Genomic DNA, 13,127 nt, shown 5'->3' with positions numbered 1-13,127 from the left:
CATTTTGTATTTTTCCGGAGGAACAACGCGTGCCCCAGATCGAATTTGACCATGTAAGCAAATATTTTATGAATGAAAAGCGCCGTTTTGCTGCAATCGACGAACTTTCGCTTTCGATCGAAGCAGGAGACTTTGTTTTTCTGATTGGCAGCAGCGGTGCGGGAAAAACAACGCTTCTCCGCCTGCTTGCAAACCACATCACTCCGGAGGAGGGCGCCATATGGGTGGAAGGGCAGCAGATCAACCGTATACCACAGTGGCGGCGTCCATTGTACCGCCGCCGGATTGGGCAGGTGTGGCAGGAACCAGCCCTCATTCGTAAAAAAACGATCGGGGAAAACCTTGAAATCGTCCAGCGGGCCATGGGGGTTTCCAATCGGGTTATCCCACAAAACACACTCAAAGCCCTCTCCATTGTTGGTATGCGCACTATGGCGGACTCCTATCCATACATGCTGTCCGGCGGGCAGATAAAGCTGGTCGAGCTTGCGCGAGCCATCATCTGCAATCCTCATATCCTGCTCCTGGATGAGATCACCGCAAATCTGGATGACGATACCGGCTGGGATATCATGAACATTTTAAACGAGATCAACCGCCGCGGTACAACCATCATTATGGCGACCCATGCTAAAAACTTTGTCAATATCATGTGCCGGCGCGTTGTTACGCTGGTTTCCGGCCGGATTGCAGGGGACGTCGAAAAAGGAAAATACGGCGAGTTGCGTTAAGCTGCCGTTTTTTATAAATTCATTTTCAAAACTCAGGAGGAATTTCACAACATGAAGCTGAAAAACATGCGTATTAGCGCACGACTTGCCGTAGGTTTTGCCATACCAATCATTCTGTCACTCATACTCGTCATATTTGCACTGATCAATACGATTTCTGTTAACAACCGTTACACCGATCTAATTAATGGCGAACTACAGCTTGAAACACAGGCGTTGGAATCTCAGGTCAATATCAACACCGCCGCTCGCTATGCACGCGATATGGTACTCGATACGAACAAGTCCGATTATGCCTCCAATCAGGAAAAACTGAATGAAGCCATCAGCAGCTTGGAGGAGAAAATTTCTTACTTACAGGAAAATACCGGAAAGTATATGGCAGCCAATGCAGCAGATGAGGTTATTGCCGCTTCGCAAAAATGGTTGAATATTGTTCCCGAAATCACTGCCGCTCTGGATAAAAATGATTTTGATGCTGCTACTGAAATCCTGCAGCAAGAGTGTACGCCGGCTTTGACTGCCCAAGCTGATGCTGCCCGCACTTTTATTCGCGGATTACAAAGTGACATAAAGGTCCTTATCGACAATGAAACCAGCAATGTCATACGGATCGCTATTATCTTTGTTAGCATGACACTGATCTTTCTGGCTCTCACACTTATCTTCGCTGTTAAGATCATCCACTCCATTCGGGTGCCGCTGTCCGAAGCGCGCGACGCTATCGTTGCTATGAGCGACGGCGATCTCGATCGTCCCGTTACTTATGAGTCCCGTGATGAGGTAGGTGAAATCTCCTCCGCGCTCAAGACCAGCCAAACGGTCCTGAAGGAATCCATCAGCGAAATCGCACGCGTCTCTACCAGTATGGCCAACGGCGATTTTACGATTTCTGTAAACGGAAATTTCCCCGGCGCACTTCAAACCGTATCCAACAATCTTTCCACCCTTCTTTCTACTTTGGGCAATATGATCTCCAACGCCATGTCCTCGGCCGACCAGGTATCTGCCGGTGCCGAGCAGGTTTCCAATGGTGCGCAGGCGCTCGCACAGGGCGCTACTGAGCAGGCAAGCGCGGTAGAGGAGCTTTCCTCCACCATTAACGATATTGCTGATGCTGCCCGTGAAAACGCCGAATCGGCGCGTGTAGCGAAGGAAAACGCGGACAAGGCCGGACAGCAGAATATCGCGAGCCAGGAGCAAATGGCCAAGATGATCGAGGCCATGAACGAGATTACAGCTACCTCACAGGAGATCAGCAAGATCATCAAAACGATCGAGGATATCTCTTTCCAGACCAATATCCTGGCGCTCAATGCCGCAGTCGAAGCCGCGCGCGCCGGTTCTGCGGGCAAGGGTTTCGCGGTCGTCGCCGACGAGGTGCGTAATCTCGCCACCAAGAGCGCGGAAGCTGCCAGCAATACGACCGCTCTGATCGAATCCTCGATCAAGGCTGTGGAAAACGGCTCCGAAATCGCCCGCACTGCGGCGGATTCCATTACGCAGAGCGCAGAACTGACCACGCAGTCTGTTGAGCAGATCAGCCGGATCGCCGATGCCGCAGAGCATGAATCGGAATCCATCGACCAGATCATGCAGGGCATCGATCAGATTTCCACGGTTGTACAGACCAATTCCGCAACGAGCGAAGAATCCGCAGCGGCAAGCGAGGAGCTTTCCTCCCAGGCCAATATCATGCGTCAGATTTTCTCCGCGTTCCATGTCAACAGTTCCTCCTCTGCAAAATTCGGCGGCAGCCCTTATGCAGGAGGACTGTCCCCCGATCAGGGGGATACCTTTCGTCGCTCCTCCGCAGCAGGAAAATCCTTTACCGAGGACCTCGATAAGTACTAAGCGCTATTCCCTTACACCAGAATTGGTTACCGGCAATGAACTGATCGACTCTGAGCATACACAGCTGTTTGAAGCCATCAATGCCCTTCTGGATGCCTGTGCCTCCGGACGGGGCCGAGACTCGCTTCGGGACACCGCAGAGTTTCTTTCCGATTATGTCGCAAAGCACTTCGGGGATGAGGAACAGCTACAGAAGCAATACCATTATCCGCACTACGATGCACACCGTACCTTCCATGTAAATTATAAAAAGCAGATCCGCGATGCTGCGGATGCCATCAAACGTGCGGGCGGTACCATGGAAAATCTTCAGCGCCTGAACCAGCTGGTCAATGTTTTGATTAACCATATTCGCAGGGAGGATAAGCGGCTCGCTTCGTTTATCCGTGAAAACACATAAGATCACCTGTTCTTGAAAAAACACCCGCCATAAGGGCGGGTGTTTTTCATTCGCTTTCATCCGGGGGTATTCCGAAGCAAGAAAGAGTCCACAACCAAAGGCGCGGACCTTGGCCATAGACTCTCTCTCAATGGGTTCGTTTATTATATCGGCTGATTTTTATCTAAAAAAAGGTGTTGTTCAACTTTTTTTATTTGCAAGCTCTTTTTTATATAAGCACCCCATATTTTTTTATTTTTCCCTTATTTTATGTGATACACCGCCGATAATTTATATGTAAGCCAATAGCGGCAGCCATTGAGGGGGTACATAAATCCCCTGGTCCGGCTTACGGGCGGCGCCGCCCGCCGCAGCACTACTTCTGCCCTGTCCTGTTCGAGCTCACGGGACGCGGCAGGAAAATTAAATTTGTTGGGGAAAATGGATTTTCCCTGTAATGCTCAAGGAGGAACAAACATTATGCGTATTCAGCATAACATCATGGCGATGAACGCCTACCGCAACTACAACAACAATACCTCGGCACTATCCAAGAACCTTGAAAAGCTGTCCTCGGGCTACAAGATCAACCGCGCGGGCGACGACGCGGCCGGCCTTGCGATTTCCGAGAAGATGCGCGCACAGATCACTGGTCTGGAAACTGCGCAGAAGAACGTAAAGGACGGTATCTCGCTGGTAAAGACCGGTGAGGGTGCGATGCAGGAAGTGCAAGACATGCTCAACCGTATGGTCGAGCTGGCCACCCAGTCTGCGAACGGCACCTATGACAACGAGGTTGACCGCAGCAATCTTCAGTTGGAAGTAGACAAACTCAAGGAAGAAATCGACCGCATCGCGGACAGCTCTAACTTCAACGGCATCAAGCTGTTGGACGGTTCCTTGGCAGAGACAGAAATTGATATGACGGCTGCTACAGTTGCTGGTGCGACAGGCACGATTACCAATGTTGCAGCTACTGGCGCGAAATCTGAAATCACGGTTGCCGCGATGGGGACGGCAGGCGATCACAAGCTTACCGTAGAGTATGCAACTGCGGATGGTCAACTGAAAAAGGTTGAAATTACTTATGCTGGTGATACAAACGATGCAAATGATCAAGCCACTGCAATTCGGGATGCAATTTCCAAAAATGCAGAGCTGTCTGCAGTTTTTGATGTCGGCGGAACAGGCGCTAAGGTTGAACTGACCTCTAAGGTTGCCGGTGAAAATGGCGCTAAGGTTATCACCATGAGCAGCAATGATACCGGTGTTATTACTGGTACGAACGCAACTGTTACTGCGGGTGCCAACGCAAAAACAACGCTGGCCGGTGGCGATACACTGCAAGCTGGCGATAGCTTTACGCTTAACGGCAAGACTTATGAGTTTGTAGCTAAAGCTGGTGATGAAACAAAAACGGAGGGTGCAACCGCTATCGTGCTGGGTACAGATGCAGATGCCAACGCTGCGGCGATTAATGCTGCATTGAAGGGTACGGGTATCAGTGTAAAAAATAATGCTAACACCTTGGAGTTTACCGCTGATCAAAACGGCACTGGTCTGACCCTACAGATTGGCGATACTTCGGATGATTATAACCAAATGAAGGTTAAAATCGGCGATGTACATGTACAGGCTCTTGGTCTGAGCAGCATCAGTGTTGCTTCTCAGGATGCCGCGCAGGCTGCGGTCAAGTCTATCAAGGACGCGATCAATAAGGTATCCTCTATTCGCGGTGAGTTGGGCGCGACCCAGAACCGTCTGGAGCACACCCAGAATAACCTGTCCGTCATGACGGAGAACATCCAGGACGCCGAGTCCACCATCCGCGACACCGACGTGGCCGACGAGATGATGGCTTACACCAAGAACAACATTCTGGTGCAGTCCGCGCAGGCAATGCTCGCGCAGGCCAACCAGGTGCCGCAGGGCGTTCTGCAGCTCCTGCAGTAAGGTTTTTGTTGTACTGCAATATTTATTATCCCTACACATCACAGGAAGGCACGCATTTCCGCGTGCTTTCCTGCATTTATGGACCCGCAAAGAGGAGGTAACCGCAAATGAGTATGATGAGCGATATCGCTGGTCTTTCGGTTTCCATGCATGCGGCACAGCTACAGCAGAGCGTATCGATCTCGATTGCCAAAAAGTCGATGGACTCCGCGGAGCTTGCCGCGCAGGAGCTTCTGCAGATGCTTCCCGCCCAGCCGGGCGTGGGAGAGCATATCAATACCTGTGCATAATGCCAATGGGGAGGTACGGCGCCGTACCTCCCCTGATATTTTCATAAAAAAGGAGCCATATGGCTCCTTTTTTAGTTCTCCTCTCTTGGCAGAGACTCTTTTTCATTGTCAGGCTGCGCCGTGAGCGCCGCTTGCGCATCGGCGGCCTCCTCTTCGCTCATAGCCGGGTGGAGCATCTGCTCCCACATCCGGTTCACTTCCTCCATACAGTCGAAATAAATGGTCGTGAGCAGGTTTGCCGGTATTCCCAGCGCTTCCGCGTTTTCCGTAATCTGCTTCCAATCTGCCTTCTCATAGCTTATGATCAGTTCAAGCAGCTTGCCCGCAGTCCCTTCATGTCTGAGCAATGCATTCCGTAGTTCGTCCACCATCGGGATATCCGAAAGGATATCCTCCATCGGCGCATCGATCAGGTAGCCCAGCGTAGAGAACATACCAAGCAGGTATGCCTCTGAACGGGTCAAGGGCTTCTGCTTCATATAGCGGTGCAGCTCGCCTGCAAAGCTTGCTCGCATAAACGACCGTTTGATAAACTCCTCGGAATCCTCCAGCTCCTGCGCGCTCTGGTCGCCCGCGCTGAGCAGGTATACCCAGCGCTTAATCTGGTTTAATCCAAGTGTCATAATCGCCTGCTGGACGGAGGTCGTCTGTGTACGGCGCGCAAAATAAGCCGAGTTGGCAATTTTGAGCAGGCTGTAAGTCAGTGTAACATCCATGGAAATGATCTGCTCAATTTCCTGTACATCGGGCTCCTCACGTGTAACCGCAACAACCAGACGAAAGAAATTGCTGCGCAGGTAGCCGCTTTGATGCACCTTATTCGCCAACTTATCTGCCACAAATGCTCCCTGCATGCCATAAACGCCCAGTTCTCTGGCCTGGTCAAACTTCTGCTGGTCATCCACGCCCGTGGCGATCACACGCTTATTCATACTGTGCGCCACACGCATGACATTTTCCGCCGAGTTGCCTCCTGTTGTCTGCATATTGAGTTTGATATAGGAGATATATTCCAACATGCCCAGATAGCGCGGCATAAACTGAAAATCGTTGACTGCAATCTGGTATCCCTCTTTTGCATACTGCTGTACCAAATGCATGGCAAAAGGATGGATGATTACACTGTCATCGATTTGAATGATGAGCGAGTCGTTCTTAAACAGATGCGGTGTGCGGCGCGCCAGCAAGGAACTGGTGAAGGTCATAAATGTACAGGAATCCTTAAGGGCTTTTTCAGAGTTCTGCATCAGGAAGTCGTAAATTGCTTCCGCAGCCGCCGCATCCTCTCCCGTATCCCCTCCGTATGCCTCATTTCCGTTGGAATACATAATCTCATATCCCAGCACATGGCTGTCCGCGTCCTTGATTGCCTGCCGGACAATATATTTATTTTTTACCATGAAATCTGCCCCCTTTGGCCGCTTTTACCTTGCCTGCTTCTTTTTATCCAGCAAGCCGTCCATCACATCCACCAGGTGTCCAATCTCAGGCTTGGATAGCTGCTCGTCCGCACCAAGTTCCTTTCCCTTCACACGCATTTCCTCAGTCACCAGCGATGAGAAAATAATAACCGGTATCTCGCGCAGCACCGGGTCAGATTTGATCAGCTTGGTCAGCCTGTGTCCATCCATACTGGGCATTTCAATATCGGTGATAACCAGTGCAGCATGCCTTTCCAAGTTCGCTGGCTCCTCTGCCAGCGGTTCGATATAATCCCACAGCTCCTGCCCATTTGCGAACATGTGCAGGTTTGTATATCCTGCCTTTTCGAGTGAATCCTGTATCATACGCGACAGCAGGATCGAGTCCTCCGCCACCAGCACCGGACAGCTACGCTGCGCACGCGCCCCCTTTTTTTCGATTTCAGATATCTGTATTGTGGTTTCTGGCGCTATTTCCGCAACGATTCGTTCAAAATCAAGCACAGTCACCAGTTGCCCTTCGCACTGGGCAATGCCTGTGGCCACGCCTTCCTCGCCGCCGGAAACCGTTTTGTCCGGCTTCTGAATATCTGTCCACGAAATGCGGCTGATCCCCACCACTGTATGCACGCGGAATGCAATATACATTTTATTGAAATTGGTAACGATAAACAAATCCTTGGGGTTTGGCTTGGAATGCTGCCCTGTGAGATAGAATGGAAGATCCACCACGGTCAGCACAACATCGCGCGGCTTGAATATTCCCTCCACCGCGGGATGGGCATGCGGCATTGCTTTTACCGGCACGCTCATCATAATCTCACGCACCTTTGCGACATTAATGCCATACAGGTTATCATCGACCGTAAACTGCATGATTTCAATTTCGTTGGTTCCCGATTCCAGTAAGATATTGCCGCGCTTGTTTTCCTGCATAATTCCCACTCCTTCGATCGCTGTTATGTCAAAGTATTTTCTCCGCCTTACCGACGACCTTGATGCAGCCCTCTCCGGTAGCAACATCAAATAACAACGTGCGCGCACTTCGTCCGCCGACATCCTCTCGCAACAGCCGAACCCGCTCCTGCTGCAGCACCTGATGCACGCTGTCGATGTTCCTCTGCCCGATGCTGCCCAGGCTCCCGTTCCCTGCTACGTCAAACATTTTCGCCCCGCCCGCGATCTTTGCTACCAGGCGCGAGCGCCGCGCGCCTCTTTGTTCCATCTTACTGATCGTCAGGCGTATCCCAGTATCCGCATACTTCAACGGCGAGGTACGGTTCGCTTCCATATTGAGCGGCAACATGACATGCACCAGCGCCCCCAGCCTGATAAATGGGTCATAGAGACAAATGCCTATGCAGGAGCCTAATGCATAGGTAATTAAAACGCCCTCATCGCGTGCCATTTTCATATCGGCAATGCCGACTGTCAGCTTATTCATCCGTCAATTCCCAACCTGTGCAGAAGATAATTCAGCGAACGTACATCCGGCGCAAGGAGCAGCCGGCAGGGAAGCTCCTTCCCCTCTACCAGAAAGCTGCCCCCGATCAGCATAATGTAATCCGACTGGTTGCCGTAAGCCGCCATTGGTACGGTAATGATCGCTCCCTGCATATCGATCGTCAGCTGGGGTACCGATGGCACGATCTTGACGCCGGACAGTCCGGACAGCGCATTGACAAAAGAGGAGATCAGTATGTTCCCGACCTCGATAACCGCTGAATCCTCCAGCTCTGTCAGGTCGTCATAACTGACGATCTGCTTTCCCATAATGTGCTTCAGGATCAGGTTGATTGCATCCAGCTGCACCAGCGCCAGCATCAACCCATTGATTTCTCCACTCAGGCTGGAGATGATGCCTGCAGAAACGGTTTCAAAGCCACCCAGCTTTTCTACAGCGTCGTTGAACTCCAGCACCTGAACCTCTGGCAGAGGGATGCGCACCTCGCAGCCCAACAATGCGGATAAAGCTGTCGCAGCATTTCCCGTCCCTATACTGCCTACTTCACGCAGTGCATCGATCTGCTGTGAATTCATTTCCTCATATTTTCGTAAATTCACGTACTTGCTCTCCTATCAGGTCCTTAAGCCGTTGATTGTTGACTCCACTTCATCCTGTGTCTGCAGCATCTTCAGCGCATAGGAAAAAGACCGTTGCGCCTCGATCACCTTACCGAACTCCGTTGCAATGTCTGTATTAGATGCTTCCAATACGCCTTTCATCGCCTTGCCTGTTGCTGGCAGCGGCGCGCCGTTCTTTGCAACTGGAAGCAACTTGTTAGAGCCCAAATGCTGCATCCCATCCGTATTGGCAAAATCAAATACACCAACGGGATACGCCGCTTCCGTACCATTGGTCAACTCAATCGGCTGCCTGTTTTGATCAAGCACATAATACCCGTCGCTGTCGCACAGGTAGAACACCGCCTGCTCTCCGCGCTGGACACTTCCCCAGTGGAAAGCGCCAGAGCGCGTATAGCATATTTCATTGCTCTGTGGATTCAGCAGGGCAAAAAAGCCGCGTCCCTCTATGCCATAGTTTTGGCCGGACTCCCGCGTCATCATGGCGCCCTGAGAAAAATCCGTCGCCGTCTGGATCATGCGGCTGCCCGACCCACGCGGCAGGGCTGCATTATCGGGTCCCGTCCAGTTCCGGTAAAGCAGGTCGGAAAACTGCGCTTTTTCCGCTTTAAAGCCGGCATTATTGACGTTTGCCAGATTATTGGCTGTTACGTTCAGTCGTTTCTGTTGCTGCGATACTGCAACAGAAGCGGCATAAAAGGACTGATTCATGCTTTAAGGCTCCCTTTCGATTTTTTAAACTCGCCCAAGTTCGGTCGAAGTCTTCGTCATAAGCTGATCATACATTTTGCTTAACTGCGATGAACTCTGCAAGGCACGTTGGCAGGTCATCATCTCGGTCATCTGCTGTACCAGGTCAATATTGGAGCGCTCAATCATTTTATGGTGGATTATCCGGTTGCCTGCTGCCTGCGGCTGGGTATTGGCAGTGAACATCCCCTCCCCCGTCTTTTCCAGCGTCTGCGCTGGATCGGCAAATGCAAATACACCCAAGGCTCCCAGCACACGTCCGTCTGGCCCCATGATCGTACCATCAGTTAAGGCAGTGATATGATCCGTCCCCAGATAGATAGGCTGTCCGTTCTGTCCCAGTACGCGCCCTTGTCCAGCAAGGTAGAGATAACCTTGATCGTCCAGCATAAACGATCCGTTTCTCGTATATACCCGCCCCGACGCACTTTGAACGGCAAAATATCCTTCCCCTTCTATGGCAAAATCGAACGGAAGCCCCGTCTGCTCCAGCCCACCTTGGGAGTGATCGGTATATACCTCATCGAGCGCTGTGATATAACTCGTCGTTGTACCCAATGCCTGCGGGGCTTTCTGCTTGTTCCCCACCCGGCTGCGCATAACCTCATCAAAGGTCGTGTCCGCATAGCGATCTGCTTTATAGCCTGTGGTGGCAGTATTGCTCATGTTATTGCCGATCACATCCAGGTTCCTCGTCTGCGTGAGCATGGCCGAGGTCAGATCGTAAAATCCTTTATACACTGCGTATTCCTCCCTCGTTATGTATCATATATATAGGCTGTCATTGCGGCTCGGAGCTTCCGGATCGCATTGGAATGGATCTGAGAAACACGTGGCTCGCTTACGCCAAGCACCTTTGCTATCTCTTTCATCTGCAACATCTTCTGATAATACAGTGACAGAACAACCTGCTCATTTTCCCGCAGCCCTGCAATACTGTCACGCAAAACTTTCTGCATCTCCTTCTTCTGATAACGCTCCTCCGGCTGGGCGTCCGCGTCACTCTGCGGCAGCTTTTTCACCAATGTGTCGGAATCGTTTTCATCCAGCATCATGTCCAGGGAAAGCACATTGCACAAAGCAGTCTTGGCAAGCTCTGCTTGGTAGCGCTCCACGCTGATACCAAGATGCCCTGCCACCTCCTGATCTGTTGGCGCCCTGCCCAGTCGAGTATATAGTTGCCCATTGGCCTCATCGATCTCCCGCATATGTCGGCGCACGGACCGGGGGATCCAGTCCTGCTTCCGCGCAACATCAATAATCATGCCGCGCAGGCGTTTGCATATAAAGGTTTCAAACTTTACATTTTGGCTCAGATCAAATTTATCCAGAGCATTCATTAAAAGGATGATCCCCTCGTTAATAATATCATCGACCTGTGCGAAGCTGGCATAAACCCCACGCAGCTTTAGTGCCACATTTTTTACAAGACAGGCATACCGCATCACCAGAACCTTTTTCAGTTCCTTATCACCGGACTGCTTATACTCTTCGAGCAGCGCCTCGTTCGACAGCTCTGCCCACTGCTTCTGTTCTTCCAAAACGCCTCTTCCCGTCCTCTCTCATCTTCCGGGCTATGCCAGATCAAAGCGTAACGTTTCCCAGCGACTGAATCTGCACGTTTGTAATAATCTCATTAAAGGAAAGCACTGTTATATCCGGATAAAACTGTTCCAGCAGCCTGCTCAAATATATCCGGATGATATGGCTGGTCAGCAGAATCGGCTTCTGCGAAAGCTCGGCAAACTTTTTTACATATTCCCCCAGCTGTGACAAAAGCTTTTGCATCAGTTCGGGGCCGATGGCAAGATAAACGCCCTGTTCGTTTTTCGTCAGGCTTGCCACGATCTTCTTCTCCACTTCTGCATCCAGTGTAATTACGTTCAGCTTTCCATCCTCGCAGAACCGGTGGGTAATCGTCCGCTTCAACTGGGCACGCACGCTTTCGGTAATCAAATCCGTATCCCTGGTAATCGCTACCGCGTCAACAACCGTTTCGACGATGGTCACCATATCCTTAATCGGTATCCCTTCTTTTAACAGGTTTTTCAGAATCTTCTCCAGCATTGCATAGGAGATAACGTTGGGGAACGCCTCTTCCACCAACTGGGGGGCGATTCTCTTCATGTTATCCACAAGCTGTATGGTTTCCGCACGGTTCAGGATTTCATAGGTATGCTTTTTAATCGTTTCCGACAAATGTGTCAGCATAACCGAAAGCGGGTCGATCACTGTATAGCCATAGATCTCCGCCATTTCTTTATTTTCGGGCAGAATCCAGCGAGAGGGAATCCCATAGGAGGGTTCTATGGTTTCAATCCCGTCGATTTCCCCTGCGGGATTCGGCGGCTCCAACGCAAGATAATAATCTGTCAGGATCTCTCCGCGCGCCACTTCCTCCCCTTTAATCTTGATGACATACTGGTTGGTCCCCAGCATCGCCACATCACGCAAGCGGATAGACGGCACGACAAAGCCCATATCCTGTGCATACTGGCGCCGAAAAATAACGATACGGCTGATCAGCTTGCCCCCGCTCGATTCATCAACCAGCGGGATCAGACTATATCCAAATTCCATTTCGATCGGCTCGATATTGATCAGCGAGTACACATTATTAATATCTTTATAATAATCCATCTCGGATTGCTGTGCTTCCGCCTCGCGTTTTGCAGCTTCCTGTGCCGCCGGCAATTCCTGCTGCTGCCGTTCCAGCGCCTCCATCTGGCTGGTTACCCGCCGGCTGACCAGAAACAGAGCAGCCGAGATCAATATGAGCTGAACATGCGGCGTACCGGGAAGGACCGCAAATATGGCAAGTATCAGCCCCGCAATCGAAAGCGCGCGCGGCTGCGCCAGAAACTGACGGATTACATCGTTGTTCAGGCTTCCATCTGCAACCGAACGTGTTACGATCATGCCGGTAGCTGTGGAAATCATCAGCGCCGGCAGCTGCGATACCAAGCCGTCGCCAATCGTTGCAATCGAGTAAATGCTGAGAACATCGCTCAGTTCCATGCCAGACTGTACAATGCCAATGATTGAGCCCGCGATAAAGTTGATCGAGGTGATGATGATCGACATGATCGCATCACCTTTTACGATTTTGGTCGCGCCGTCCATTGCACCATAGAAGTCTGCTTCCCGCTGGATTTTCGCTCTCTGGCGTCTGGCATCCTGTTCGTTTATGATACCGGAGGACAAATCTGCATCAATCGCCATCTGCTTTCCAGGCATGGCGTCCAGCGTAAAACGCGCTGCGACTTCTGCCACGCGCTCCGCGCCCTTTGTGATTACGATAAACTGCATCAATACAATGATCAGAAATATGATGACGCCGATAACCACGTTGCCCTGAATAACGAATTCGCCAAAGACCTTGATTACCTGCCCTGCTTCCCCCTGCTCAGACAGGATCAGGCGCGTTGAGGAAACATTCAGTCCCAGACGGAACAGCGTCGTGATCAGCAGAAGCGACGGAAAAATTGAAAATTCCAGCGGCTCCTTAATATTCATCGTGATCAGCAGGATGATCAGCGACAATGAAATATTCAGAATAAAAAATACGTCCAGCAGGAATGGCGGCAGCGGAATCAGAAGAAAAAGCACGATGACCACCACGAACACAGATATGACATTGTCAAAAATTCGTTTCATCGTTTCA

General features: G+C 51.0%; 13 protein-coding genes. 5 read left to right on the top strand and 8 right to left on the bottom strand.

Annotation, left to right across the window (positions count from 1 at the left end; translation table 11 throughout):
* Positions 1-29: 29 nt before the first annotated feature.
* The 5 genes from DBQ51_RS14225 (at position 30) to DBQ51_RS14205 (ending at position 5,207) form a co-directional block, all read left to right on the top strand.
* A complete protein-coding gene (locus DBQ51_RS14225; protein WP_107631886.1) occupies positions 30-731 on the top strand; it encodes a cell division ATP-binding protein FtsE in 702 nt (233 codons plus the stop codon).
* 51 nt (positions 732-782) lie between these two features.
* Positions 783-2,585, top strand: a complete 1,803-nt coding sequence (locus DBQ51_RS14220; protein ID WP_107631885.1) for a methyl-accepting chemotaxis protein — start codon at positions 783-785, stop codon at positions 2,583-2,585.
* Positions 2,494-2,985 carry a bacteriohemerythrin gene (locus tag DBQ51_RS14215; protein ID WP_082397038.1) on the top strand — a complete coding sequence of 164 codons (492 nt, stop codon included), beginning with the start codon at positions 2,494-2,496 and terminating at the stop codon, positions 2,983-2,985. The genes DBQ51_RS14220 and DBQ51_RS14215 overlap by 92 nt, the downstream gene beginning before the upstream one ends.
* A 459-nt stretch (positions 2,986-3,444) precedes the next feature.
* Complete coding sequence (locus DBQ51_RS14210; RefSeq protein ID WP_107631884.1) at positions 3,445-4,917, top strand: flagellin N-terminal helical domain-containing protein; 1,473 nt, start codon at positions 3,445-3,447, stop codon at positions 4,915-4,917.
* Between the two features lie 107 nt (positions 4,918-5,024).
* A complete protein-coding gene (locus DBQ51_RS14205; protein ID WP_054327104.1) occupies positions 5,025-5,207 on the top strand; it encodes a YjfB family protein in 183 nt (60 codons plus the stop codon).
* A gap of 71 nt (positions 5,208-5,278) precedes the next feature.
* Here the strand turns inward: DBQ51_RS14205 and DBQ51_RS14200 are convergent, their stop codons facing one another.
* Genes DBQ51_RS14200 through flhA form a run of 8 tightly spaced genes read right to left on the bottom strand, consistent with a single transcriptional unit; the run spans position 5,279 to position 13,120 of the window.
* The gene (locus tag DBQ51_RS14200; RefSeq protein ID WP_082397030.1) at positions 5,279-6,607 is read right to left on the bottom strand and encodes an EAL and HDOD domain-containing protein; all 1,329 of its coding nucleotides are present in this window, start codon (positions 6,605-6,607) and stop codon (positions 5,279-5,281) included.
* Positions 6,608-6,631: 24 nt separating this feature from the next.
* Positions 6,632-7,564: a chemotaxis protein gene (locus tag DBQ51_RS14195; protein WP_107631883.1), complete on the bottom strand. Its 933-nt coding sequence runs from the start codon at positions 7,562-7,564 to the stop codon at positions 6,632-6,634.
* A 28-nt stretch (positions 7,565-7,592) separates the two neighbouring features.
* Positions 7,593-8,072 (bottom strand): chemotaxis protein CheD, encoded by a 480-nt coding sequence (locus DBQ51_RS14190; protein ID WP_054327103.1) that lies wholly within the window; start codon positions 8,070-8,072, stop codon positions 7,593-7,595.
* Entirely contained in the window at positions 8,069-8,692 is a 624-nt protein-coding gene (locus DBQ51_RS14185; RefSeq protein ID WP_174887850.1) for a chemotaxis protein CheC, read from the bottom strand. The genes DBQ51_RS14190 and DBQ51_RS14185 overlap by 4 nt, the downstream gene beginning before the upstream one ends.
* Positions 8,693-8,707: 15 nt before the next feature.
* Complete coding sequence (locus DBQ51_RS14180) at positions 8,708-9,424, bottom strand: flagellar hook-basal body complex protein (protein WP_107631882.1); 717 nt, start codon at positions 9,422-9,424, stop codon at positions 8,708-8,710.
* 24 nt (positions 9,425-9,448) lie between these two features.
* Positions 9,449-10,204: a flagellar hook-basal body protein gene (locus DBQ51_RS14175; protein WP_107631881.1), complete on the bottom strand. Its 756-nt coding sequence runs from the start codon at positions 10,202-10,204 to the stop codon at positions 9,449-9,451.
* 17 nt (positions 10,205-10,221) lie between these two features.
* Positions 10,222-11,004, bottom strand: a complete 783-nt coding sequence (locus tag DBQ51_RS14170; protein ID WP_054327100.1) for a sigma-70 family RNA polymerase sigma factor — start codon at positions 11,002-11,004, stop codon at positions 10,222-10,224.
* A 43-nt stretch (positions 11,005-11,047) separates the two neighbouring features.
* Complete coding sequence (gene flhA / locus DBQ51_RS14165) at positions 11,048-13,120, bottom strand: flagellar biosynthesis protein FlhA (protein WP_054327099.1); 2,073 nt, start codon at positions 13,118-13,120, stop codon at positions 11,048-11,050.
* Between the last annotated feature and the right edge of the window lie 7 nt (positions 13,121-13,127).

Source organism: Agathobaculum massiliense, from assembly GCF_900291975.1.
In the GTDB taxonomy this organism is placed as follows: domain Bacteria; phylum Bacillota; class Clostridia; order Oscillospirales; family Butyricicoccaceae; genus Agathobaculum; species Agathobaculum ammoniilyticum.
The sequence above is the reverse complement of the archived record's forward strand: the minus strand, read 5'-3'. Positions and strand labels throughout refer to the sequence as shown.

Bases quoted from the DNA above. Each gene is read 5' to 3' on its own strand.
- DBQ51_RS14195 (WP_107631883.1), bottom strand. From the start codon at position 7,564: ATGCAGGAAAACAAGCGCGGCAATATCTTACTGGAATCGGGAACCAAC.
- DBQ51_RS14215 (WP_082397038.1), top strand. From the start codon at position 2,494: ATGCAGGAGGACTGTCCCCCGATCAGGGGGATACCTTTCGTCGCTCCT.
- DBQ51_RS14205 (WP_054327104.1), top strand. From the start codon at position 5,025: ATGAGTATGATGAGCGATATCGCTGGTCTTTCGGTTTCCATGCATGCG.
- DBQ51_RS14180 (WP_107631882.1), bottom strand. From the start codon at position 9,424: ATGAATCAGTCCTTTTATGCCGCTTCTGTTGCAGTATCGCAGCAACAG.
- DBQ51_RS14220 (WP_107631885.1), top strand. From the start codon at position 783: ATGAAGCTGAAAAACATGCGTATTAGCGCACGACTTGCCGTAGGTTTT.
- DBQ51_RS14190 (WP_054327103.1), bottom strand. From the start codon at position 8,072: ATGAATAAGCTGACAGTCGGCATTGCCGATATGAAAATGGCACGCGAT.
- flhA (WP_054327099.1), bottom strand. From the start codon at position 13,120: ATGAAACGAATTTTTGACAATGTCATATCTGTGTTCGTGGTGGTCATC.
- DBQ51_RS14210 (WP_107631884.1), top strand. From the start codon at position 3,445: ATGCGTATTCAGCATAACATCATGGCGATGAACGCCTACCGCAACTAC.
- DBQ51_RS14200 (WP_082397030.1), bottom strand. From the start codon at position 6,607: ATGGTAAAAAATAAATATATTGTCCGGCAGGCAATCAAGGACGCGGAC.